Annotated in this window: 18 protein-coding genes; 15 read left to right on the forward strand and 3 right to left on the reverse strand. The window is 61.1% G+C overall.

Going from position 1 to position 23881, the window contains the following annotated elements; genetic code table 11:
- Positions 1–520: 520 nt before the first annotated feature.
- Both narL and ABW22_RS08220 read right to left on the reverse strand, forming a co-directional pair.
- Positions 521–1180: a two-component system response regulator NarL gene (narL, locus tag ABW22_RS08215; RefSeq protein ID WP_059754673.1), complete on the reverse strand. Its 660-nt coding sequence runs from the start codon at positions 1178–1180 to the stop codon at positions 521–523.
- A gap of 10 nt (positions 1181–1190) precedes the next feature.
- Positions 1191–3098 (reverse strand): histidine kinase, encoded by a 1908-nt coding sequence (locus tag ABW22_RS08220; protein WP_059754676.1) that lies wholly within the window; start codon positions 3096–3098, stop codon positions 1191–1193.
- Positions 3099–3472: 374 nt separating this feature from the next.
- On the opposite strand from ABW22_RS08220, the gene nosZ reads away from it, so the two are divergent.
- The 9 genes from nosZ to ABW22_RS08265 all read left to right on the forward strand — a co-directional run bounded on the left by nosZ (position 3473) and on the right by ABW22_RS08265 (position 12974).
- On the forward strand, positions 3473–5413 hold the full coding sequence (nosZ, locus tag ABW22_RS08225; protein WP_059754679.1) for a TAT-dependent nitrous-oxide reductase: 1941 nt from the start codon (positions 3473–3475) through the stop codon (positions 5411–5413).
- 122 nt (positions 5414–5535) lie between these two features.
- The gene (locus ABW22_RS08230; RefSeq protein ID WP_059754682.1) at positions 5536–8199 is read left to right on the forward strand and encodes a 4Fe-4S binding protein; all 2664 of its coding nucleotides are present in this window, start codon (positions 5536–5538) and stop codon (positions 8197–8199) included.
- A complete protein-coding gene (locus ABW22_RS08235) occupies positions 8187–9458 on the forward strand; it encodes a nitrous oxide reductase family maturation protein NosD (protein ID WP_059754685.1) in 1272 nt (423 codons plus the stop codon). Before ABW22_RS08230 ends, ABW22_RS08235 begins: the two co-directional genes overlap by 13 nt.
- Positions 9430–10380 carry an ABC transporter ATP-binding protein gene (locus tag ABW22_RS08240; RefSeq protein WP_059754688.1) on the forward strand — a complete coding sequence of 317 codons (951 nt, stop codon included), beginning with the start codon at positions 9430–9432 and terminating at the stop codon, positions 10378–10380. Before ABW22_RS08235 ends, ABW22_RS08240 begins: the two co-directional genes overlap by 29 nt.
- Positions 10381–10395: 15 nt before the next feature.
- Positions 10396–11211, forward strand: coding sequence for an ABC transporter permease (locus ABW22_RS08245; RefSeq protein WP_059754691.1), 816 nt, complete (start codon positions 10396–10398; stop codon positions 11209–11211).
- Complete coding sequence (locus tag ABW22_RS08250; RefSeq protein ID WP_059754694.1) at positions 11208–11729, forward strand: nitrous oxide reductase accessory protein NosL; 522 nt, start codon at positions 11208–11210, stop codon at positions 11727–11729. Before ABW22_RS08245 ends, ABW22_RS08250 begins: the two co-directional genes overlap by 4 nt.
- A 5-nt stretch (positions 11730–11734) precedes the next feature.
- Positions 11735–12004 carry a hypothetical protein gene (locus ABW22_RS08255; RefSeq protein ID WP_059754696.1) on the forward strand — a complete coding sequence of 90 codons (270 nt, stop codon included), beginning with the start codon at positions 11735–11737 and terminating at the stop codon, positions 12002–12004.
- A complete protein-coding gene (locus ABW22_RS08260) occupies positions 12004–12369 on the forward strand; it encodes a hypothetical protein (protein ID WP_059754699.1) in 366 nt (121 codons plus the stop codon). The genes ABW22_RS08255 and ABW22_RS08260 overlap by 1 nt, the downstream gene beginning before the upstream one ends.
- A complete protein-coding gene (locus tag ABW22_RS08265; RefSeq protein ID WP_059754705.1) occupies positions 12369–12974 on the forward strand; it encodes a nitrous oxide reductase accessory protein NosL in 606 nt (201 codons plus the stop codon). Before ABW22_RS08260 ends, ABW22_RS08265 begins: the two co-directional genes overlap by 1 nt.
- Positions 12975–13055: 81 nt before the next feature.
- Here the strand turns inward: ABW22_RS08265 and ABW22_RS08270 are convergent, their stop codons facing one another.
- The gene (locus ABW22_RS08270) at positions 13056–13553 is read right to left on the reverse strand and encodes a c-type cytochrome (protein WP_237763276.1); all 498 of its coding nucleotides are present in this window, start codon (positions 13551–13553) and stop codon (positions 13056–13058) included.
- Positions 13554–13873: 320 nt separating this feature from the next.
- Between ABW22_RS08270 and ABW22_RS08275 the strand changes: the two genes are divergently transcribed.
- The 6 genes from ABW22_RS08275 to narI all read left to right on the forward strand — a co-directional run bounded on the left by ABW22_RS08275 (position 13874) and on the right by narI (position 23866).
- Positions 13874–15127, forward strand: coding sequence for an MFS transporter (locus tag ABW22_RS08275; protein ID WP_059754709.1), 1254 nt, complete (start codon positions 13874–13876; stop codon positions 15125–15127).
- Between the two features lie 31 nt (positions 15128–15158).
- Complete coding sequence (locus ABW22_RS08280; protein WP_059754712.1) at positions 15159–16769, forward strand: MFS transporter; 1611 nt, start codon at positions 15159–15161, stop codon at positions 16767–16769.
- A gap of 65 nt (positions 16770–16834) precedes the next feature.
- Positions 16835–20533 (forward strand): nitrate reductase subunit alpha, encoded by a 3699-nt coding sequence (locus ABW22_RS08285; RefSeq protein ID WP_059754715.1) that lies wholly within the window; start codon positions 16835–16837, stop codon positions 20531–20533.
- A gap of 145 nt (positions 20534–20678) precedes the next feature.
- The gene (gene narH / locus ABW22_RS08290) at positions 20679–22223 is read left to right on the forward strand and encodes a nitrate reductase subunit beta (RefSeq protein WP_059754718.1); all 1545 of its coding nucleotides are present in this window, start codon (positions 20679–20681) and stop codon (positions 22221–22223) included.
- Between the two features lie 145 nt (positions 22224–22368).
- Positions 22369–23034: a nitrate reductase molybdenum cofactor assembly chaperone gene (narJ, locus tag ABW22_RS08295; RefSeq protein WP_059754722.1), complete on the forward strand. Its 666-nt coding sequence runs from the start codon at positions 22369–22371 to the stop codon at positions 23032–23034.
- Positions 23035–23182: 148 nt separating this feature from the next.
- On the forward strand, positions 23183–23866 hold the full coding sequence (gene narI / locus ABW22_RS08300; RefSeq protein ID WP_059754726.1) for a respiratory nitrate reductase subunit gamma: 684 nt from the start codon (positions 23183–23185) through the stop codon (positions 23864–23866).
- Positions 23867–23881 lie beyond the last annotated feature (15 nt).

The following is a 23881-nucleotide window of genomic DNA, read 5'->3' on the forward strand; positions in this document are numbered from 1 at the left end:
CCTTTCAGATACCAGCGCGCTGGCTGACTACGGTCCGCATGCGACAGCGCTTTTACCAGTTCGTCGCAATACGCTTCAAACCGCGATTCAAGACTCAGCCCCATGTAGCCTCCACCTCGCTAATTCCTATGCCTGAATCATCGCATTATTTATAACACAGTAGAACTAACAATCAGTCTGGATTTTACTGCGATTGGGTTTCGTGTGTCTTGATGAATGTGAACGGCAGGAATGGCCGATCATCAGGAGTACGCGCCGATTTCACGACCGACCGCTTACTGGCCTACACCGACCGCCCAGTAAAGTATTTTTACCGCTCCGCCAGTGACGGCTGATGGCCGGTTTTTGCCTGACAGCCCCCCCCTAAACTTGAACTGTCAATCAGGCCAAGTCTGAATTTCTACATTTCATGTACGGTCAGCCGCTTCGCGTTGCCGCTCGTGTTCCTTGTTTGAACGGACCTGCTATTCAAGATAGTCGACTCCGGCAAACCAGTTGGCACGACCAGTTCTCGCAAATGTCAGGGCTTGGCCTGGCGCCGGCAGCGGTCGGCCCATACCGCGGCTTCCACCCGCGAACGCAGGTTGAGCTTCTTCAGCAAATGTTTGACGTGGACTTTCACCGTGCCCTCGGCGATGCCCATGTCGCGGGCGATCAGCTTGTTGCTCTTGCCGCCGATCAGGTGGTCGAGGATGCGGCTTTCCTGTTCGGTCAGCCCGGCCTCGGCGAGGCTGGTGGGACGATCCTTTTCGCGCAGCGAAGCCACCAGCAATTGCGTCAGGCGCTCGCTGATGGTGATCTTGCCACGCGCCGCCTCGGCCAGTTGCTGCATCAGGTCTTCCGGCTCCATGTCCTTCAGCAGGTAGCCATCGGCGCCGGCCTGCAGCGCGGCCATCAGGTCTTCCGCATGATCCGACACGGTCAGCATGATGATGCGTGAATCGAGGCCGGCGTCCTTGAGCGTTTTCAGCACCTCGACCCCGTTCATGTCTTTCATGTTCAGATCGAGCAGGATCATGTCCGGCTGCAGGCTGTGGGCGAGCGCAATGCCCTCCCGGCCGCTTGGGGCCTCGCCGACAAAACGGAATTCGGGTGCGGCCTGGATCAGCTGGATCACACCCTTGCGAAACAGCGGGTGGTCATCGACGATGAGGATGCTCTGGGGCTCTGCCGGGTTCATGAATGTCGGGTCAGGTGACGGGTTGAATGGGGATGGTAACGTCGTGTCCGGCACTCGGCATGAAATGCAGGGTCACGCGGGTGCCGAGTGTAGGCAGATTCTCGACCGTCAGCCGGCCGCCCAGGTTTTTTGCCCGCTCGTCCATGATGGTCATGCCGTAATGGTGCGCGCCGGCGGCCTGGCGGATGCCGAGGCCGTCGTCGGTAACACTGGCCGACACCGAGCCGTCGCTGTTGCACACCACCCTGACCTCGGCCTTTTGCGCCTTGGCATGGTTGAGCACGTTGGACAGCGCCTCGCGAATGATCTGCAGGGCGTGAATTTCCTCGTTGGGGCTGAGCGTGCAGCCGGCCAGATGCACGTCCAGCGTGATCGGGATGCCGCCACGGCCAGAAAACTCGGTCACCGTGGTGCGCAGGGCGGCAGCCAGCCCTTCGCCCTCGATGCGCAGGCGGAAGGTGGTGAGCAGCTCGCGCAACTGGCGATAGGCGCTGTTCAAGCCTTCACGCAGCTCGGCCAACACGTCCCTGGCCTCGTCTCCCCGCTGCGGATTGTCCACCAGCGGCTTCAGGCGGCTGACCTGGATTTTCATGTAGGCGAGCGACTGCGCCAGCGAATCGTGCAGGTCGCGCGCCAGCGCGGCGCGTTCTTCCAGCAGCGACACCCGGCGGCTTTGTTCGGTGCGCCGCGCAGTGCCGATGGCGATGCCGATGTGGCGCGACAGCGCGTCCAGCAACTGGGTCTGCCATTGCGCCAGTTCCTTGCCCGGCGGCATTTCCAGCTGCAGCACGCCGTACTGGTGCTCGGTGTCCTTCAACGGCAATGACAGCACGCGCCGGCCATCCTTGAGCGGGTGCACGGCCAGTGCCGGGTGGGCCAGGCACTCGGCGCAACTCATCAGGCCGCACAGGTCAGCATCGCCATGCTGCAGCTGCAGCGTGCTGGCGATCACCCGCGCATGTTTGTCGCCGGCTTCCACCAGGCAGGCCCGCCCGTGCCCGACGCCCAGCACATTTTCCAGATCCTTCAGCAGGATGGCGTAGGTGTCCGGCGCCACCGGCCCGTTGTAAAGCCGGGCGATCGAGTGATAGAGCAGCTCCAGCGAGCGGTTGGCAATGGTGAGCTCGGCGGTCTTTTCCGTTACCCGCGCTTCCAGATTCCGGTACAGCCTGGAAAGGTCTTCCGCCATATGGTTAAAAGCCTGGCCCAGCCGTCCCAGTTCGTCGCTGCCGGTGTGCTCGGTGCGCACCGCGAGATTGCCGCGCCCGACATTTGAAGCAAATGCCAGCAGGTTGCGCAGCGGCAGGATCAGGTCATTGCGCGCCAGAATCAGGGTGAGCGCGCCGATCAGCAGGGTCATCAGCAGAGCCGCCCCCAGCACCATCCGCAGCACCAGGATTTTCGCCTCGGTGTCGCGCTCGATCTGCTTGACCAGGTCGTTGATCTCGTCGACGAACCGGGTGATGTCCTCGAACAGCAGCGTGCCGCTTTCCGTTAAACTTTCCGGTAAAGACGACCCGTCTGCCGCTTCCGAAAGAAAACGCGGCTTCACCCGCGTGTGCCAGCGCTCCAGCACCGCCGCATAGCTGCGCGCGAGCGCGGTATCGGCCTGGCTGGGCATTACCGTGATGATGCGCGCATCGGTGAGTGTGGACTCGAAACTGTCGATCGCGGCGCGCAGCCGAGTGGATGCTTCGACGCCCCCTGGCTGGCGTGCCGTCAACGCGAGGCTGGTCATCTTGTAGGCCTGCATGCGCAGGCTGCCTGCCAGGTTGATCGCTTCGCCGCTGCCCTGCACCGACTCGGCGATGATGCCCGAGCTGGCCATGCCGAGGATGGCGAAACTAGCGATCAGCGCCAGCATGCCGCCCAGCTTGAGCAGCAGCGAATGCTGCAGGAAACCGCGTTTTTCTTTCATGTTCGCCTCTTGGCCAGGACAGATCACCCGGAATATTAAGGAGTACCTCAAGGATATTTAAGGGGTACCTCTATATGTCACGAGCCTTGGAGCCAAGCTTGAATAAGCCAATTCTTTAACGTTAAAACAAGCAGTTAACTCCGTACGCCCAGTGTCAGTCACAGAAAGGCTTACTCGATAGTGTGAACTTCGCTGTCGGCCTTCTGCTCCGATCAATGGACTTGGTTGTCTCTTTTTGCTAAGGTCGAAGCGTGACATATTGTCGCAGCGGCGGGCACCCTCGACAGTCCCGCATTTCGATCGATCCGGGTGGGTTCTTGCTTCCGCGAATCGATGGTCAGCGCTTAATTTTTGATACATGGAGCTAGGCAATCATGACACAGGACGACATCAAAACGCTAGACACCCCGCCTGACCTGGGCCGCCGCAAATTCCTGAATACCGCCGCTCTGGTTGGCCTGTCCGGCGCAGGGCTTTCAGTCGGTCTGTCGGCCTGCAAGAACGAATCGGTTCCCTCAGAGGCTGCCCCGGGCGCCCCAGCCGCCAGCGCCAAGGGCGATCACGGCAAGTACGAGGTGCCACCAGGCGAACTCGATGAATATTACTCATTTTCCAGTGGCGGCCATTCGGGCGAGGTGCGCATTTACGGCCTGCCGTCCGGCCGCGAGCTGAAGCGTATCCCGGTCTTCAACATGGACTGTCTGGTGGGCTGGGGAGTCACCAACGAATCCAAGGCCATCCTGGGTACCAAGCCCGACGGCACGCCGAAGTACACCACGGGCGATACCCACCACGTGCACCAGAGTTACAAAGACGGCACCTACGACGGCAAATACATGTTCGTGAACGACAAGATCCATGGCCGTCTGGCACGTATCCGCATGGATACCATGGAATGCGACAAGATCATCGAACTGCCCAACATCCAGGGCTTTCACGGCACCTTTACCGACAAGCGCGACCCGGTCGATCCCAACATCAATCACACCACGCGGGTGTTCTGTGGCGCAGAGTTCGCGATTCCGCTGCCCAACGATGGACGCGACATGGAGGATGGGAGCCAGTACAAAACGCTATTCAGCTGTGTCGATTCCGAGACCATGGAAATGCGCTGGCAGGTGTTGATCGACGGCAATTGCGACTTGGTGGCAACTTCCTACGACGGCAAGCTGGCGGCGACCAACCAGTACAACACCGAGAAAGGCGTCCATTACGAAGACATGATGGCAGCGGAGATGGATGCTTGCCTGTTCTTCAACGTGGCGCGCATTGAAGATGCGGTAAAGGCCGGCAAGGTAAGCTACATAGGGGGTTCCAAGGTTCCGGTGGTCGACGGCACAAGAGCCTCCAACCAGGATCCGAAAACCGCCCTGACCTGCTACGTGCCGATTTCGAAGAACCCACATGGCGTGAACATCAGCCCGGACGGCAAGTATTACGTCTGCGCGGGCAAGCTTTCGCCGACGGCTTCGGTGATCGACCATGCCCTGATGCTGAAATGGTTCGATGGCGGCGTGGCCTCGGCCCGCGATACAGTGGTTGCCGAAGCCGAGATCGGCCTGGGACCGTTGCACACCGGATTCGACAACAAGGGCAATGCTTATACCACCTTGTTCCTCGACAGCCAGATCGTGAAATGGAACGTGGAAGCGGCGATCAAATCGTTCAAGGGCGACAAGAATGCCAAGATAATCCTGGACCGCATCGACGTGCATTACCAGCCGGGGCATGGTTTCACCTCGATGGGCGAGACGAAGGAATCGGACGGCCGCTACTTTATTTCCGACAATAAGTTCTCCAAGGACCGCTTCCTGCCCGTGGGGCCGCTCCATGCCGAGACTGCTCAGCTGATCGACATCAGCGGCGACAAGATGAAGCTGGTGGCCGACCACTCGGTGTACTCGGAGCCACACGATTCGATTATCGTCCGGCGGGACATCATCAAGACGCGTCAGATCTACGACCTTGACGAGTTCCCTCTGGCGGTGAAGGATCCGAAGGAGTCTGGTGTTTTTCGCAATGGCAAAAAGGTGACCGTCAAGCTCACCAGCCAGGCCCCGGCTTTCAGCCTGCGGGAGTTCAAGGTCAAGAAGGGCGATGAGGTGACCATCATCCTGACCAACCTCGACAAGGTGGAGGACCTGACCCACGGCTTCGCGGTTCCCAAGTACGACATCCAGTTCATCGTCAGCCCGCAGGAGACCAAGTCGGTCACGTTCGTTGCCGACAAACCGGGGGTGTACTGGTGTTACTGCACCAACTTCTGCCACGCCTTGCACCTGGAAATGCGTAGCCGGATGATTGTCGAAGTTTGAACGACACCCCGTTTCCGCAAAGGAAACGGGGGGGCTGCAAAAATTCATGAACCCTACGGCGCAATGGACTGCGGTCCATTGCGCGTGTTCCAGTTGGCATTCCGAGGTTCGCCGGTTTTTTCATGATTTCTCCTTCCGGCCATTTTTCCCGTTTTCTGACGGCTCTTTATCTGTGCTGCGCCTGGGGCCTGGCTGCCGGCGGCAGCTATGAGACGCCCCTACCCGCGCAGTTGTCCACTGATCCGGATCTTTGCGCGCATATTCCATGCAAGGATGTGCTGCCTGGCGCTGACAGCTTTTCCCACCGCATGGGCAAGCCGGCTTATGTCGAGGCCTACCGCAGCAAGAAAGACGATCACGCCGACAAAAAGGGCGACAGCGGCGAAGAAGCGCACATCGAGAAGGATGACGACAGCGAGAAAGACGACCGTGAACTGATCGGTTACGTATTCCTGTCCACCGACATCGTGGACATCCCCGCCTACTCGGGAAAACCGGTGGTGACCCTGATCGGGATGGACACTCGCGGCATCGTCACCGGCGTCCGGGTGCTGCGTCATTCCGAGCCGATCCTGCTGCTGGGAATCCCGGAGACCGAACTCACCAAGTTCATCTTTCAGTACGTCGGCAAGTTCGTCGGCGACAAGATCACCGTGGGCAAGGGCAACGCCAATCAGGGAATGATCGGTCTGGACGCGATCACCGGCGCCACGGTAACCGTGATTGCGGAGAACCAGGTCATTTTGCGCAGCGGCCTGGCGATCGCCAGGCAGGTGGGCATCATCAAGCCCACCATCCACCCCCAGGCAAAGTTCACCGAGGTGGCCGGCAAGCTGAATTGGCAGGCGCTCCTCGAAGAGGGCAGTATCCAGCGACTCAAGGTCGACACCACAGAGGTCGGGATGCCACGTTCGGACCTGCCCTACATCGACATTTATTTTGGGTACCTCAATGCCCCGGCGGTGGGGCGCAGCGTGCTCGGCGATTCTGTCTATCAAAGCCTGATGTCCCGACTCAAGCCCGGCGACCATGCCATCTTCCTCATCGCCAACGGTGTGGAATCGTTCAAGGGCTCGGGCTTTGTGCGCGGCGGCATCTATGACCGGGTGCAGGTGGCACAGGACATGGACACCTTCACTTTTCGCGATCTGGATTATCTCAACTTGTACAAGATCGAGGCGGCCGGCGCGCCCCCCTACCGGGAGTCGGCCATCTTCATCATCCGCTCGCCAATATTCAGCGCGGCCTACCCCTGGAACCTGGTGTTTTTGGCTAACAAGATGGACCAGCAGACGGGTACCCGGACCTTTGTCAACTTTAGCCGCGAGTACTGGCTGCCCAGCCGTTACCTTGAGGGAGGACGGCCCGAAATCGTCAAGCCGGAAGCAACCTGGGTGACGGTGTGGAAATCACGCAAGGTCGAGACTGTGCTGTTTCTGTTCTGGCTCGCTGCCGCGGGAACGGTCTATGCGCTGCGGGACACGCTGGTCAGGCGCTCAACGCTCAAGGACAAGCGCTGGAAGGACATCCCCAAATATATTCTATGGGCAACGTCGATCGGCTTCGTCGGGTTCTACCTGCTGGCGGTGCCTTCCATTACGCAGGTGCTGACCTGGTTCCATGCCATCCTGTTCGAATGGCGTTGGGAACTCTTCCTCTCCGATCCATTCGTCTTCCTGTTCTGGATTTTCATCATCGTCTCCGTGTTCTTCTGGGGGCGCGGGATGTTCTGCGGCTGGATGTGCCCCTACGGCTCACTCTCGGAGATCGTCTACCATGTGGCCGGCAAATTGGGGCTGAAACGCTATCAGCGCCATCTGCTGCCACAACGCTGGCATGATCGTTTGAAGTGGATCAAATACGGCATCTTTGCCGGCCTGCTCGGGGTGTCCTTCTATTCCATGGGGCTGGCCGAGAAACTCGCAGAGATCGAGCCGTTCAAAACCACCTTCCTGGTGGGGGTGTGGAACCGCTCCTGGCCCTTCGTGACCTTCTGGACGGTTTTGCTGGTCGCCTCGGTTTTTTTCGAGCGCCCGTTCTGCAAGTATCTGTGTCCGCTCGGCGCCGCCCTGGCGGTGCCCTCCACTTTCCGCTGGTGGGGGCTCAAGCGCAAGCAGGAGTGCGGGCCCTGTGCCGCGTGCGCAGTCGGCTGCGGCTCGCAGGCCATCGACGAAACCGGCCGTATCGACCAGCGCGAATGCCTGCTGTGCCTGGACTGCCAGGTGCTCTATTACGACGACCATGCCTGCCCGCCGCTGGTCCAGGAGCGCAAGCGCCGCACCAAGGCCGGTGAGCCGCTGACCGCGATCGGCGCGGACGGCTACTTCATCCCGATCGTTCCAGCCGCCGCGGCGGCCGCTCCTGTTGCGGCGGCGCGGCAAAGCCTGCCCAAGTTTATCGGACAGGAGTTCTTCGATCACGTGTTTCCCTGGAGCCGCAAGGTGCTGCAGCAGCCGATCCTGCTACAGGCAACCACGTTCGCGCTCGTGGTCCTGGTAAGCTGGGTCTGGGTGCTCGGCGCGGCCGGGAGAATCGGCCCCGGCATCGTCCTCGGATGGTGGCTGGCCTGGAGCGTGTACGAGCTGGTGGTGCGGATGCGCTGCAAACCCTACGTCAAGGATGGGCCGTGGTGGGGCCGCAACCTGCGCCCGGCTTCGTGGGCCGACATGGCCTCCTACGTGGCGTTCAAGAATCTGCTGATCGCCGCGGCATTGTTCCTTGTAATGAAAGGCACCGGGGTACTGGACTATCTGAGCGGACTGCCCGCATTGCAATGGCTGTACTGACCCGGATCGGCGCCCTGCTCTGCCTGTTGGCCGCCGGGAGTGGGCTGGCCGCGGAGATTACGGTTGGCAAAGCGCAGTCCATCGCCGCGGCCATAGCACGTGCCCTGCCCGGTGATGTGATCCGCGTGGAAAGAGGTTACTACCAGGAGCGACTGGTGATCGACAAGCCTCTGACCCTGAAGGGAATCGATCGACCTACGATAAGCGGCGGACTGGAAGGGGATACGATCCGTGTCACCGCTCCGGACGTCGTCATCGAAGGGCTGAACGTGCGCGATTCGGGCGACAGCCTGCTCGACCAGAATGCCGGTATCTACATCTGGCCGGGTGCGCACCGTGCAGTGGTGCGCAACTGTGACCTCGCCTACAACCTGTTCGGCCTGTGGATCGAGAAGGCCAACGACGTGCGCATCGAAAACAACCTCATTACCGGCAAGCGCGATTACCGATCCTCGCAGCGCGGCAACGGCATTCAGCTTTACAACACGACTGGCGCACATATTATTGGCAACCACATCAGCTTCGTGCGGGATGCGATCTATGTCGATGTCTCGCACCATGCAATCTTTCGTGGCAACCGGATGCATCACAGCCGCTATGGCACGCACTACATGAATTCCTATTACAACCTGTGGGAAGGCAACGACTCCTGGTTGAACCGGGGCGGACTGGCGCTGATGGAAGTACGCAACCAGGTGGTGCGCAAGAATCGCGCGTGGGCCAATTCCGACCACGGCATCATGTTGCGTACCATCCAGGATTCGGTGGTGGAAGACAACGTGGTGGCCGGCAATGCCCGGGGATTCTTCATTTACGACGCCGAATACAATACCTTGCGCGGCAATCTGGTGGTCGACAACATCGTCGGCATGCATGTGTGGGCGGGGTCGAAGAACAACCAGGTCGAACGCAACGAGTTCATCAGCAACCGCGAGCAGGTGCGTTATGTGGCTGCGCGCGATGAGCTGTGGGGGATCAAGGAAGGCAATTACTGGAGCAATTATCTGGGCTGGGACCGCAACGGAGACGGCGTCGGTGACGTACCCTATGAGGCGAACGACATAGTCGACCGGCTCTCATGGCGCCATCCGATGATGAAGTTGCTGCTCGCAAGCCCGGCCGTGCAAACCCTGCGCATGGTGGGTCAGCAGTTTCCGCTGCTGCGCGCGCCCAGCATCGTGGATCCCAAGCCGCGCATGCGCCCTGACACGGAAGATTGGAGAAACTGGCTTGGCAAGCATTATCCCGGCACCCGCTGACCCCCGCATTGCGGCTGAAGCCGTTGTAAGCGCACGTGCCGTCACCAAGCATTACGGCGCCGTGCATGCAGTTGACGGCATCGATCTCGACATCGCCCGCGGCGAACTGTTCGGCCTGATCGGCCACAACGGTGCAGGCAAGAGCACCCTGTTCAAGATGATGCTGGGCCTGACCCCGCTGACCTCGGGAGCGATCCTCATCGACCATGCGTCCGTGTCCGGCAGCGGGTTTCGCGCAGTGCGGCGCAAGATTGGCTATCTTCCCGAAAACATCGTGCTCTACGACAACTTGACCGGGCTGGAAACCCTGCAATTCTTTTCGCGGCTGAAAGGCGCGCCCTTGCAGGATTGCGCCCCTGCCCTCGACCGCGTCGGACTGACCCACGCAGCCAAACGGCGCGTACGCGAATATTCCAAGGGCATGCGCCAGCGCCTCGGTTTTGCCCAGGCCCTGCTCGGCCGACCACAAATCCTGTTTCTCGACGAGCCGACCACCGGCCTGGATCCCGAAGCGATCCGCGATTTCTACGCCATCCTGCGCGGGCTCAGAACGGAAGGCGTGACGATGGTGCTGACCTCGCACATCCTTGCCGAGATCCAGGAGCGGGTCGACCGCCTCGCCATCATGGCCGAGGGCAGAATCCGTGCCATCGGCACCGTCCAGGCACTGCGCGAGCAGATGGACCTGCCGCTATGGTTCGATGTCCGGATTGCCCCCGAACACTTCGACGCGGTGCGCACTGCACTCGGCCATCTGCCGATCAGCGCCATTGAAGCGCACGATGGCCATGTTTCGGTGCAGTGCCGCCGCGAAACCAAGATGGCCGTGCTCGAAGCCCTCGCCACCCTCGACGGTCGGGTGCTCGACCTGCATGTGCGCGAGCCTTCACTCGAAGACGTATTCTTCGGTTTTTCTGATTAAGGGGGCAACGCAACGATGGAATTCGCACAAATCGGCACCATCGCCGGCAAGGAATTCTGGGATCGCATCCGCAACCGCTGGGTGCTCGCCGTGGCGCTGGTGTTTACCGTCTTCGCGCTGGCCATCGCCTACTTTGGCGGAGCGCAACAGGGTACGGTCGGGTTTCGCTCGATTGAGTTCACCATTGCCAGCCTGGTCAGCCTGGTGATTTATCTGATTCCGCTGATCGCGCTGATTCTTGGCTTCGATGCCATCGTCGGCGAGCGGGAGCGCGGCTCGCTTGATTTGTTGCTGTCGATGCCGATCACCCGCTTTGAACTCCTGCTCGGCAAATACCTCGGCCTGGCAGCCGCGCTGGCATTTTCCACCGTGGCGGGCTTTGGCCTGGTCGCCGTCGTACTGTCCACGAAGCTTGGCCTGGCTGAACTGCTTCACTACTTCGGCTTCATGATCAGCTCGGTTCTGCTCGGCATGGCTTTCCTCAGTCTCGCCGTGATGGTGTCGGTATTTGCTGCGGATCGCACCCGCGCCTCGGGCATGGCGATTGCGCTGTGGTTCTTCTTCGTGCTGGTGTTCGACCTGTTGCTGCTGGGCGCGCTGGTCGTCACGGGCGGCAGCTACGGCGGCGAGATTTTCCCCTACTTGCTGCTGGCGAACCCGGCCGACGTGTTCCGCATCCTGAATATTTTTGCCCTGGACGATGTGCGTACGCTATATGGGCTGTCAACTGTTTTCCCGCGTGCGCTGGCCGAGCCCTGGCTGCTGAGCCTGGTGATGCTCGCCTGGATCGCCGCGCCGCTGGGAATTGCCACCTGGAGATTCCGCCAATGAACCCTGTACTCCGTCAACTCATGCTTGCCGCCCTGGCAGCGACCGCGCTCACTGGCTGCGAGCAATCCGCAACCTCGACTGCGGTTGCCCCGGTGGAGATCAACCACGGCACGTCCTGCGCCCTCGACGGCATGCTGCTCGCCGACTACCCCGGCCCCAAGGCGCAGATCCATTATGCCGGGCAGGCGGAGCCGGATTTCTTCTGCGACACGGTGGAAATGTTCAACATCTACCTCAGTCCCGAGCAGGTCAGGGCCGTGCATGGCCTTTTCGTGCAGGACATGGGCAAGGCCGACTGGGATGTCCCTCGCGATCACTGGATCGATGCGAAGAACGCGTACTACGTCCACGGGAGCAAGCGGCGCGGCTCCATGGGATCGACGATCGCGAGTTTCGCGCAGGAGAACGACGCGGTGAAATTTGCCGCCGAGTACGGCGGCAAGGTCTATCGTTTCGCCGACATCACGCCCGACATGGTGGCGCTGGATGGCGGCGCGCTCCACGACAGCAACATGTAAGCATCATGACGAATTTTTTCGAGAACCTGGAGCCTGATGTGGCAACGGAACTCCAACTGTTGTCACAGTTGGTCTATGAACTGCGCGAGAACCGCAATGCCGTTCTCAAGCCCTACGCTGTAGAGGACGAGGCGGCGCTGCTGCAGCATATCCAGTCCGGCGCGGTGGCCGAGCATCCTACCTATGAACATTACCTGGCTGCCAGGATTCTGGCCGACACCCGCGAATCGGCCCGCGCCATGCTCGGCGAATGCCTGAAGGAGGCCAATCGATAATGAGCCTGCACCTTGAACTGGGTTCGGCGATCGATGCAGCCTTTGGCGATGACCTCGATTCCCCGGTCGAACAGAAGCAGGATGCAATGATCGTCCACCTGAAGAATGGCGTGACGCTGAACGTGCGCTATGCCGCACCCGATGCCTATTCGCTGCGCTGGGTTTATGGCGATGCCGAATCCGGCATCGATACCGCCCCCCTGCACCACGGGCTTGCGACCTTCCCCAACCACTTTCACCATGCAGGTGGCCGCATCGTTGCGGACCCGATCACCCGCCCCGATGCCCCGCCGGAAGACAATCTGAACAGACTGATCGGGGCCTTGCTCGACGACCCCATGCTCGGGATCAGAGACAGCACCTGATGCGCCGTTCGGCGAGGCTATTCTCGCTGGCGGGTGGCGTGCTGGCGATCGCAACTGCTGCCCTCTTGCTGCTGCCCCTTGGCAAGCAAGCGGCACGCGACGCCAACCTGTTCACGAATGATCTTTGCATCGTTGCACCCGCAACGCCCCATGATCCCGCTTCAGGGCTGGCGATGCTCGCACCGCGGCCGATCCCCGCCGATGCACGCTGCCTGGTATGCGGCATGTATCCCGCCCGCTTTCCGCGCTGGGCCGCGCAAAGCCTATTCAAGGATGGCGCTGCCCACTACTTCGACTCTCCGCTCGACTTGTTTGTCTTTCTGCAGAAGGTCAATCGCCATGACAGGCGCTACGACCAGGACGATGTTGCTGTGAGCTTTGTCACCGACTTCGAAACCGGGCAATGGATCGAGGCCCACGACGCTTTCTTCGTCCACGGCTCCAGTGTCTTCGGTCCGATGCGCGATGCTGACCTGCCCGCCTTTTCCAGCCGCGAAACGGCTGCCACCCTGACCCGCAGCCGCGGCGGCCGCGTGCTGGGATTTACCGATGTGACTCCCGAGCTGATCCTGTCACTGAACCGCAGCGTGCATCACCGCCACTGAGGTCGAGTTGCCGGATTCATGAATAAAAAAACGGGGGAGATCTGTATCTCCCCCGTTTTTGTTTTTCAAAGCCGCAATAGTTTATTTCGACTGGGCAACCATGTAGTCCACCGCCGCCTTGACGTCGTCATCCGACAGGGTGGTGGAACCCCCACGCGCCGGCATCATGCCTTTTGCACCCGTGAATCCTTCGATCGCATGCTGGTAGAGCACGTCCATGCCCTGCGCGATGCGCGGCGTCCAGTCAGCTTGATCACCAGGCTTCGGCGCGCCGGCAGCACCCACCGCGTGGCACATTGAGCAGACGTTGCCATAAACCTTCTTGCCCAGGTCGCTCCCCGCTGCCATCGGTTCCACCGCCGGAGCCGGAGCCGGAGCCGGTGCAGCCGCCTCCGGCACTGCGGGGGCGGGCGCGGATTCTTCCGGCGCGGCAGGCTCCTGCTTCCCGCAAGCGCCCAACAAAACCGCCAGTGAAAAGGCAAGAACGAATGGTGTCATCTTCATGAATATCTCCTGTTGTGCCGGGTTCGGCTTGAGCGTCCCGGAATGGGGGGAGCCGATACGACAGGCTTTCATCATGAAGCATCCTGTCTGCTGGCTTCAGGGTTGAAACCTGGAGCAGCGGCACCGGCACTGTTCAAAATATAGCATGCCTATTCCCGACATATCACCGGGGCTGAAGAGCTACCTCCATTATTAAAAGTGCCTGGTTCCATGCCGGCCGATATCCCGGAACTCCCCGATAAAACATGGGCTCAAGCCACTACCCCCTCTACCTATTTGGAGGTAGATCGCTGCTGTTCAGCCGGATTCGGGCCTCTTTTCATCTACGTTCATAGGCATACACTTCGATCAGCATTTCGGATAAACAAGTCCATATTTTTCATAAAGGACGCGACATGGCCACCCAGACCCAGCAGCAGATTTCCGTACTCAGCATGAGCACACTGGCGTTCACCATGTGCTTCGCCGTATGGGTGATGTTCTCCATCATCGGCATTCCGATCAAGACCAGCCTCGGGCTGAACGAAACCCAGTTCGGCCTGCTCGCCGCCACCCCCATCCTCACCGGTTCGCTGATCCGCCTGCCGCTCGGCATGCTCACCGACAAGGTCGGCGGCCGCATTGTCTTCTTCATATTGATGCTGTCCACGGTCATCCCGATCTATCTCATCAGCTTTGCCACCGCGTACTGGCACTTCCTGGTGCTCGGCCTCTTCATCGGCGTGGCCGGCGGCTCGTTCTCGGTCGGCATCTCCTACGTGGCGCGCTGGTTTCCCAAGAAGCGCCAGGGCTTTGCCATGGGCATCTTCGGCGCCGGCAACGCCGGTGCGGCAGTGACCAAGTTCGTCGCGCCCGCGCTGGTGGTGGCCTATGGTTGGCAGGCGGTGCCGCAGGTGTATGCCATCGCCATGCTGGTGATGGCCATATTGTTCTGGATCTTCACCTACACCGACACCGCGCACCATGTGTCGAGCCAGATCACCATCAGGGAGCAGCTCGCCGCGCTGAAGGATCCCAACGTGTGGAAGCTGTGCCAGTACTACTCCATCGTGTTCGGCGGCTACGTTGCCCTGAGCCTGTGGATGACCAAGTACTACATTACCGAATACGGCTTCGGCATGCAGACCGCCGCACTTTTGGCCGCCATTTTCGTGTTGCCGTCCGGCGTGATTCGCGCGATGGGCGGCTGGCTGTCCGACAAAGTCGGCGCGCACCGTATGACCTGGTGGGTGATGTGGGTGTCCTGGATCTGCCTGTTCCTGTTGTCGTATCCGCAAACCGAGATGGTCGTGCAGACTACCAAGGGCCAGATGTCATTGCACCTTGGCCTCAACGTCTGGATGTTCACCGCCCTGCTGTTCATCCTGGGGATTTCCTGGGGCTTCGGCAAGGCCAGCGTGTTCAAGTACATCTCCGACGAATACCCCGACAACATCGGCGTCATCTCCGGCATCGTCGGCCTGGTCGGCGGTCTCGGCGGTTTCGTGCTGCCCATCATGTTCGGCGCCATCGTCGACCTCACTGGCATCAACAGCGGCATCTTCATGCTGATGTATGGCGTCACCTGGGTGTCACTGATCTGGATGTACCTGACCGAAGTGCGCAAGGTGCCGATGATCAAGACGGCTGCGGCTGACACTCTCGAATAATTCCCGACCTTATCCAACCCAGGAGCGATCTATGCCCACCAATATCAAGGAATGGAACCCGGAAGACCCGACCTTCTGGGAAACGACCGGCAAGAAGATCGCCTACCGCAATCTGTGGATCTCGGTTCCCAGCCTGCTCAATGGCTTCGCCATCTGGCTGATGTGGGGAATCATCACCGTGCAGATGCTGAACCTGGGCTTCCCCTTCACCAAGGACGAGATGTTCACGCTGACGGCCATTTCCGGCCTGGCAGGCGCAACCCTGAGAATCCCAGCCTCCTTCTTCATCCGCATCGCGGGCGGCCGCAACACCATTTTCCTCACCACCGCGCTGCTGATGATTCCAGCCATCGGCACCGGCATCGCGTTGCAGGACAAGGAAACACCGCTGTGGGTGTTCCAGCTGCTGGCGCTGCTTTCCGGCATCGGCGGCGGCAACTTCGCCTGCTCCATGTCGAACATCTCGACCTTCTTCCCCAAGCGCCTGCAGGGCACCGCGCTGGGGATCAACGCCGGCCTCGGCAACTTCGGCGTCACCACCATGCAGATCCTGATCCCGCTGGTGATGACGGCAGGCATCTTCGGCGCCGCCGCCGGCGGCTCGATGGAACTGATAAAGGACAGCGGCTGGATCCTCGGCAAGATTGTCGCCGGCACTCCCACCTACATCCAGAACGCCGGCTATGTCTGGTTGCTGCTGCTGGTGCCGCTGGCTTTCCTCGGCTACTTCGGCATGAACAACCTGCTGACGGTCACGCCCAACATCGGCTCCACGCTCATGGCATTCGCCAAGGTGCTGTGGCTGTATGGCCTGGCCTTCGTCACCGCGGCGGTCGGCCTCTATCTGTATCTGCCCGCGCCCACCGGCCTCGGCCTGCTCAACATGTGGCTGGCGCTGCCGCTCATCATGGTCGTCACCCTGATGGTGATGAAACTCGCCGCCTTCGGCGAGATGAAGGGCAACATCGCCAAGCAGTTCGAAATCTTCTCGAACAAGCACACCTGGTCGATGACCGCGCTCTACCTCGTCACCTTCGGTTCCTTCATCGGCTTCTCGATGGCCTTGCCGCTGTCGATTACGGTGATTTTCGGCGACACCCATAGCCTCGATGCCGCCACCGGCCTGTGGACGCACGTCAAGAACCCCAACGCACCGTCTGCGCTGCAATACGCCTGGATCGGCCCCTTCGTCGGCGCGCTGATCCGGCCGGTGGGCGGCTGGATCTCGGACAAGGTCGGCGGCTCCATCGTCACCCAGATCATCTCGGCCATCATGGTCGCGGCCTCCGCCTACGCTGGCTGGATCATGATGCAGGCCTACCAGTCGGCCACCCCCGAAGTGTATTTCGCCCAGTTCATCATCACCTTCGTCGTGCTGTTCGCCGCCACCGGAATCGGCAACGGCTCTACCTTCCGCACCGTCGGCGTGGTGTTCGACCGTGTGCAGGCCGGCCCGGTGCTGGGCTGGACCTCGGCGGTGGCCGCCTACGGCGCCTTCATCGCTCCGGTGGTGATCGGCGAGCAGATCAAGGCCGGCACCCCGCAAAACGCCATGTACGGTTTTGCCATCTTCTACGCCCTGTGCCTGGTGCTGAACTGGTGGTTTTACCTGCGCAAGAACGCCTACATCAAGAATCCGTAATAAAACGTGGGGTGCGCATGGCGCACGCCACTAAAGCTGAATCCTGCAACTGAAAGGAGCAAACAATGAGCCACTTCCTTGATCGACTGACCTTCTTCAAGAAGACCGTCGCCGAGTTTTCCAACGGCCACGGCGCCGTCACCAACGAAGACCGCAGCTGGGAAAACGCCTACCGCAGCCGCTGGCAGACCGACAAGATCGTGCGTTCCACCCACGGCGTGAACTGCACCGGGTCGTGCAGCTGGAAAATCTTCGTCAAGAACGGTCTGATCACCTGGGAAATCCAGCAGACCGACTACCCGCGCACCCGCCCCGACCTGCCCAACCACGAACCGCGCGGCTGCCCGCGCGGCGCCAGCTACTCCTGGTACGTGTATTCGGCGCAGCGCGTGAAATACCCGCTGATCCGCGGCCGCCTGATGGAAATGTGGCGCGAGGCGAGGAAGACGATGGACCCGGTGGAAGCCTGGAAATCGGTCAGCCAGGATCCGGAGAAAGCCAAGCGCTACAAGTCGGTGCGCGGCCTGGGTGGCTTCGTGCGCGCCAAGTGGGACGAGGTGACGGAAATGATCGCCGCCGCCAACGTTTTCACCATCAAGGAATTCGGCCCGGATCGCGTCGCCGGCTTCTCGCCGATTCCCGCCATGTCGATGGTGAGCTACGCCGCCGGCTCGCGTTACCTGTCGCTGATCGGCGGCACGCCGCTGTCGTTCTACGACTGGTACTGCGACCTGCCGCCGGCCAGCCCGCAGGTGTGGGGCGAGCAGACCGACGTGCCGGAATCGGCCGACTGGTACAACTCGACCTACCTGATGGTGTGGGGCTCCAATGTGCCGCAGACCCGCACCCCCGACGCCCACTTCTACACCGAGGTTCGGTACAAGGGCACCAAGACCGTGGCGGTTTCGTCGGATTACGGCGAGATGGTCAAGTTCGGCGACATCTGGCTGGCCCCAAAACAAGGCACCGACGCCGCGCTGGCGCTGGCCATGGGCCACGTCATCCTGTCCGAATTCCACGTCAAGAACCGCAGCGAATACTTCGATTCCTATTGCCGCCAGTACAACGACATGCCGATGCTGGTGATGCTGAAGGAACACGAGGGCACGCTGATCGCCGACCGTTACCTGCGCGCCTCCGACCTCAGCGGCAACATGGGCCAGGACAACAACCCCGAATGGAAGACGGTGCTGTACGACGAAAACACCGGCTACCTGGTGGCACCCAACGGGTCCATTGGATTCAGGTGGGGCCAGTCCGGCGCGTGGAACCTCGAAATGCGCGACGGCTATTCGAACAAGGAAGTGAAGCCGCAGCTCACGCTGCTGGGCAGCCATGACGAAGTCGTCGAGGTGGCGCTGCCCTACTTCGGTGGCGATCATCAAGAACTGCTGGCGCGCAACCTGCCGGTGAAGGTGATCAACGTGGGGGGCCGTGACGTGCGCATCGCCACCGTCTACGACCTGACGCTGGCCAACTACGGCGTCGACCGCGGCCTCGGCGGACCGAACCTGCCCACCAGCTACGACGACGACGTGCCCTATACCCCGGCCTGGGCCGAGAAGCACTGCGGGGTGCCGCGCGCCGACATCATCACGGTGGCGCGCGAGTTCGCCGACAACGCCGACAAGACCCACGGCAAGTCCATGGTCATCCTCGGCGCGGCGTTGAACCACTGGTACCACAACGACATGATTTACCGCGGCATCATCAACATGCTGATGATGTGCGGCTGCATCGGCCAGTCGGGCGGCGGCTGGGCGCACTACGTCGGGCAGGAAAAACTGCGGCCGCAGACCGGCTGGGCGCCGCTGGCGTTCGGCCTCGACTGGCACCGGCCGTCGCGGCAGATGAACGGCACCTCGTACTTCTATGCCCACACCAGCCAGTGGCGCCACGAGAAGCTGGCGGCGTCCGAGATCCTCTCGCCCACCGCGAACAAGAACCTGGGCGACTACCGGCTGATCGACTTCAATGTGCGCGCCGAGCGCATGGGCTGGCTGCCGTCCGCGCCGCAACTGGAAACCAATCCGCTGGAAATCACCAAGGCCGCCGATGCTGCAGGCATCGATCCGGTCAAGTATGCGGTCGAGCAGATCAAGAGCGGCGCGCTCAAATTTTCCTGCGAAGATCCGGACAACCCGAAGAACTTCCCGCGTAATTTATTTGTGTGGCGCTCGAACCTGCTGGGTTCGTCCGGCAAGGGCCACGAGTATTTTCTGAAGTACCTGCTCGGAACCCAGAACGCGGTGCTGGGGCCGGACCTCGGCGAACTGGGCGAAGCCAAGCCGAAGGAAGTGGTGTGGCATGACAAGGGCGCCGAAGGCAAGCTCGACCTGCTGGTGACGCTCGACTTCCGCATGTCCACCACCTGTCTGTATTCCGACATCGTGCTGCCGTCATGCACCTGGTACGAGAAGGACGACCTCAACACCTCGGACATGCACCCCTTCATCCATCCCCTGTCCGAAGCAGTGCAGCCGCTGTGGGAATCGAAGTCCGACTGGGATATCTACAAGACCATCGCGAAGAAGTTCTCCGAACTCGCGGCCACCCATCTGGGCACCCAGAAGGATCTGGTGCTCACCCCGCTGATGCACGACACGCCGTCCGAACTGGGTCAGAGCATGGCGGTGCGCGACTGGAAAAAGGGCGAGGTCGATGCCATCCCCGGCAAGACCATGCCGAACATGACGGTGGTGACGCGTGACTACGGCGACACCTACAAGAAGTTCACTTCGCTGGGGCCGCTGCTGACCAAGATCGGCAACGGCGGCAAGGGCATCAGCTGGAACACGGAAGATGAGGTCCATCAGCTGGGCGAACTGAACTACACCGTCACCGAAGACGGCATCAGCCAAGGCTTGCCGAAGATCGAGTCGGCCATCGACGCCTGCGAGGTCATTCTCATGCTGGCGCCGGAAACCAATGGCCAGGTCGCGGTGAAGGCCTGGGAAGCGCTGTCGAAGATCACCGGCCGCGACCATACCCATCTGGCCCGCCCGCGCGAGGACGACAAGATCCGCTTCCGCGACGTCGTCGCGCAGCCGAGGAAGATTATTTCCTCGCCCACCTGGTCCGGGCTGGAATCGGAGCATGTGTCGTACAACGCCGGCTACACCAACGTCCACGAGCTGATCCCATGGCGCACCCTCACCGGCCGCCAGCAGTTCTACCAGGATCACCAGTGGATGCTGGATTTCGGCGAGGGCCTGTGCGTGTACAAGCCGCCGGTCGACACCAAGACGATTGCACCGATGCTGGGCAAGAAGCCCAACGGCAACCACGAGCTGGTGCTCAACTGGATCACCCCGCACCAGAAGTGGGGCATCCACAGCACCTACACCGACAACCTGCGCATGCTGACGCTGTCGCGCGGCGGCCCCCACGTCTGGGTGTCCGAGCCGGAGGCAAAGGAAGCCGGGCTGGTCGACAACGACTGGGTCGAGGTGTTCAACGTCAACGGCACGCTGACGGCGCGCGTGGTGGTCAGCCAGCGGGTGCCCAAGGGCATGTGCCTGATGTATCACGCTCAGGAAAAGATCATCAACGTGCCGGGCGCGGAGGTGAGCGGCTTCCGCGGCGGCATCCACAACTCGGTGACGCGCACCATCACCAAGCCGACCCACATGATCGGCGGCTACGCGCATCTGGCTTACGGCTTCAACTACTACGGCACGGTCGGCTCCAATCGCGATGAATATGTGATCGTGCGCAAGATGAAGAAGGTGGACTGGATGGAAGGTCCGCTGGTCGAGCGCTGAAATGCATTAACCACAGAGGCACAGAGATATGCCCCGCAGGGGCGGTATCCCTCGGGACACAGAGGAAAACAAAAAAACTCAGGGGGGTTCTCCGTGCCTCTGTGTCTCTGTGGTGAAAGATTTTAAGGTTTATAGGAGTCACAACATGAAAGTGCGTGCGCAAATTGCCATGGTGCTGAACCTCGACAAGTGCATCGGCTGCCATACCTGCTCGATCACGTGCAAGAACGTGTGGACCTCGCGCGAAGGCATGGAATACGCGTGGTTCAACAACGTCGAAACGAAGCCCGGCATCGGCTATCCCAAGCAGTGGGAAAACCAGGACATCTGGAACGGCGGCTGGAAGCTCAAGGGCGACGGCAAGTTAGAGCCGCGCCAGGGCAGCCGCCTGAAAATCCTCGCCAACATCTTCGGCAACCCCAACCTGCCGGAGATCGACGACTACTACGAGCCCTTTACCTACGACTACCAGCACCTGCAGAAGGCGCCGCTGTCCGAGACACCGCCCACCGCGCGCCCCATCTCCGCCATCACCGGCAAGAAGATGGACAAGATCAACTGGGGCCCCAACTGGGAAGACGATCTCGGCGGCGAGTTTTCCTCGCGCGGCCGCGACAAGAACTTCGACAACGTGCAGAAGGAAATGCACTCGACGTTTGAAAACACCTTCATGATGTATTTGCCGCGGCTGTGCGAACACTGCCTCAACCCGACCTGCGTCGCCTCCTGCCCCTCGGGCTCGATCTACAAGCGCGAAGAGGACGGCATCGTGCTGGTCGACCAGGACAAGTGCCGCGGCTGGCGCATGTGCATCTCCGGCTGCCCCTACAAGAAGATCTATTTCAACTGGAAGTCCGGCAAGGCCGAGAAGTGCATCTTCTGCTACCCGCGCATCGAGGCGGGCCAGCCCACCGTGTGCTCGGAGTCCTGCGTCGGCCGCATCCGCTACCTCGGCGTGATCCTGTATGACGCCGACCGCATCGAGGAAGCCGCCAGCGTGGTGGATGAGAAGGAACTCTATGAAGCGCAACTGAAGATATTCCTCGACCCCAACGACCCTGAAGTCATCGCCGCCGCGCGCGCCGAAGGCGTCCCGGAGGCCTGGCTCGACGCCGCGGTGGCGTCGCCGGTATACAAGATGGCCATCGACTGGAAGATCGCCTTCCCGCTGCACCCGGAATACCGCACCCTGCCGATGGTGTGGTACGTGCCGCCGCTCTCGCCCATCCAGTCGGCCGCCGAATCCGGCAAGATGGGGATGAACGGCATCATTCCCGATACAAAGTCGCTGCGCATCCCGATCACCTATCTCGCCAACCTGCTCACCGGCGGCAAGGAAAAGCCGATCGTCACCGCGCTCGACCGCCTGCTGGCGATGCGCGCCTACATGCGCGGCAAATCGGTGGAAGGCATCCCCAACACCGCCGCGCTCGACCAGGTGGGGCTGACCTCCGCGCAGGCCGACGAGATGTACCGCTACCTCGCGATTGCCAACTACGAGGACCGTTTCGTGATTCCCACGACGCACCGCGAAGAGGCCCTCAACACCTTCGAGGAAAAGTCGAGTTGCGGCTTCACCTTCGGCAACGGCTGCTCGGACGGCGTCTCCAAACCGAGCCTGTTCGGCAACCGCAAAAATTCGGTGCCGGTCGATCTGTCGCAGCTGCACGCCAAGAAGAAAACCGGTTAAGAACATGCTCAATCACGCTGCACCGTCATTGCGAGCAACGCGAAGCGATCCAGGATGCCAGCAGCATCAACGGACTCTGGATCGCCACGGCTCTGCGAGCCTCGCGATGACGGCTTGCCCAACCTTTGAATAAGGAAACGATCCGATGAAAACCTTCAAAGTGATTTCCCTGCTGCTGTGCTACCCCGAGTCGGACTGGCTGGCGGCCTTGCCTGACCTCAAAGAGGCGCTGGCGTCGGAGGCCGACGTCAACGGCGATGCCGCTGCCCACATGGCGCCGCTGTTCGCGCAGCTGCGGGACACCAGCCTGATCGCACTGCAGGAAAACTACGTCGCTACCTTCGACCGCAACCCCTCGCACTCACTGCACCTGTTCGAGCACATCCACGGCGAATCGCGCGACCGCGGCTCGGCGATGATCGACCTGCTGAACGAGTACTGGAAGCACGACTTCGACGCCAGTGCCTCGGAACTGCCGGACTACGTGCCGCTGTTCCTCGAGTTCCTGTCGCTGCTGCCGACCGACGAGGCCCTCGAACTGCTCGGCGACGCCGTGCACGTGCTCGCCACCATCGGCCGCAAGCTCGACGCCAACGGCAGCCCCTATGCCACCGCCTTCCAGGTGCTGGAAGCGCTGTCGCCGGTGGCGGCGCAGGAACTGGCCGAGCCGCCGGTGCGCGACATGGACGAGGCGATGGAGATGTTCGGCCCGTCGGTCGACGGCGTCGAGCCTTTGATGAATCCCGGCGCGCAGGTGTCGGTGGTGCAGATGCCGGCCTCGCGCCGCCAGGCCCCCACTGCAGCGCAATGATTAATCATGAAAACCGTTGAACCACAGAGGCACAGAGACACAGAGAAAAAGTCAATTATTACGACACACTGCTCTCTTCGATCGAACGGGTTTCTCTGTGTCTCTGTGCCTCTGTGGTGAAGAATTTAGGTTAAAGGAGTATCTGAAAATGTCCTACTCGCAAACTTTCCTGTTCGGGATCTATCCCTACATCGCCCTGACGGTATTCCTGCTGGGCAGCCTGATCCGCTTCGACCGCGAGCAGTACACGTGGAAGAGCGACTCGTCGCAGATGCTCAAGCGCGGCCAGCTCAGGCTGGGCAGCAACCTGTTCCACATCGGGGTGCTGTTTCTGTTCTTCGGTCATTTGTTCGGCATACTGACGCCGCACTTCATCTACGAGCCCTTCCTCAGCTCGGGCGACAAGCAGATCCTCGCCATGGTCACGGGCGGCATCGCGGGCGTACTGGCCTTCATCGGCCTCACGCTGCTGCTGCACCGCAGGCTGACCGAGCCGCGCATCCGCATCACCTCGAAGCCCAGCGACATCCTGATCCTGCTGCTGCTGTGGCTGCAGCTGCTGCTCGGCCTGGCGACCATCCCGCTGTCGGCGCAGCACCTCGACGGCAGCATGATGATCCGCCTGGCCGAATGGGCGCAGCGCATCGTCACCTTCCGCGGCGGCGCGGTCGAATTACTGGCAGGCGCAGGCTGGATTTTCAAGACGCACCTGTTCCTCGGCATGACGATCTTCCTCGTCTTTCCATTCACCCGTCTGGTGCATGTGTGGAGCGGCTTTGCCGCAGTGACCTACGTGGTACGTGCCTGGCAGCTGGTGCGTCCGCGCGGCTGACCCAAACTGATCAAA

Source organism: Thiobacillus denitrificans (assembly GCF_001530125.1).
Taxonomy (GTDB): Bacteria; Pseudomonadota; Gammaproteobacteria; order Burkholderiales; family Thiobacillaceae; genus Thiobacillus; species Thiobacillus denitrificans_C.

Excerpts from the sequence above, each read along its gene's own strand:
- narL (WP_059754673.1), bottom strand. The coding sequence starts at position 1,180 with ATGAACCCGGCAGAGCCCCAGAGCATCCTCATCGTCGATGACCACCCG.
- ABW22_RS08220 (WP_059754676.1), bottom strand. The coding sequence starts at position 3,098 with ATGAAAGAAAAACGCGGTTTCCTGCAGCATTCGCTGCTGCTCAAGCTG.
- nosZ (WP_059754679.1), top strand. The coding sequence starts at position 3,473 with ATGACACAGGACGACATCAAAACGCTAGACACCCCGCCTGACCTGGGC.
- ABW22_RS08230 (WP_059754682.1), top strand. The coding sequence starts at position 5,536 with ATGATTTCTCCTTCCGGCCATTTTTCCCGTTTTCTGACGGCTCTTTAT.
- ABW22_RS08235 (WP_059754685.1), top strand. The coding sequence starts at position 8,187 with ATGGCTGTACTGACCCGGATCGGCGCCCTGCTCTGCCTGTTGGCCGCC.
- ABW22_RS08245 (WP_059754691.1), top strand. The coding sequence starts at position 10,396 with ATGGAATTCGCACAAATCGGCACCATCGCCGGCAAGGAATTCTGGGAT.
- ABW22_RS08250 (WP_059754694.1), top strand. The coding sequence starts at position 11,208 with ATGAACCCTGTACTCCGTCAACTCATGCTTGCCGCCCTGGCAGCGACC.
- ABW22_RS08255 (WP_059754696.1), top strand. The coding sequence starts at position 11,735 with ATGACGAATTTTTTCGAGAACCTGGAGCCTGATGTGGCAACGGAACTC.
- ABW22_RS08260 (WP_059754699.1), top strand. The coding sequence starts at position 12,004 with ATGAGCCTGCACCTTGAACTGGGTTCGGCGATCGATGCAGCCTTTGGC.
- ABW22_RS08265 (WP_059754705.1), top strand. The coding sequence starts at position 12,369 with ATGCGCCGTTCGGCGAGGCTATTCTCGCTGGCGGGTGGCGTGCTGGCG.
- ABW22_RS08270 (WP_237763276.1), bottom strand. The coding sequence starts at position 13,553 with ATGATGAAAGCCTGTCGTATCGGCTCCCCCCATTCCGGGACGCTCAAG.
- ABW22_RS08275 (WP_059754709.1), top strand. The coding sequence starts at position 13,874 with ATGGCCACCCAGACCCAGCAGCAGATTTCCGTACTCAGCATGAGCACA.
- ABW22_RS08280 (WP_059754712.1), top strand. The coding sequence starts at position 15,159 with ATGCCCACCAATATCAAGGAATGGAACCCGGAAGACCCGACCTTCTGG.
- ABW22_RS08285 (WP_059754715.1), top strand. The coding sequence starts at position 16,835 with ATGAGCCACTTCCTTGATCGACTGACCTTCTTCAAGAAGACCGTCGCC.
- narH (WP_059754718.1), top strand. The coding sequence starts at position 20,679 with ATGAAAGTGCGTGCGCAAATTGCCATGGTGCTGAACCTCGACAAGTGC.
- narJ (WP_059754722.1), top strand. The coding sequence starts at position 22,369 with ATGAAAACCTTCAAAGTGATTTCCCTGCTGCTGTGCTACCCCGAGTCG.
- narI (WP_059754726.1), top strand. The coding sequence starts at position 23,183 with ATGTCCTACTCGCAAACTTTCCTGTTCGGGATCTATCCCTACATCGCC.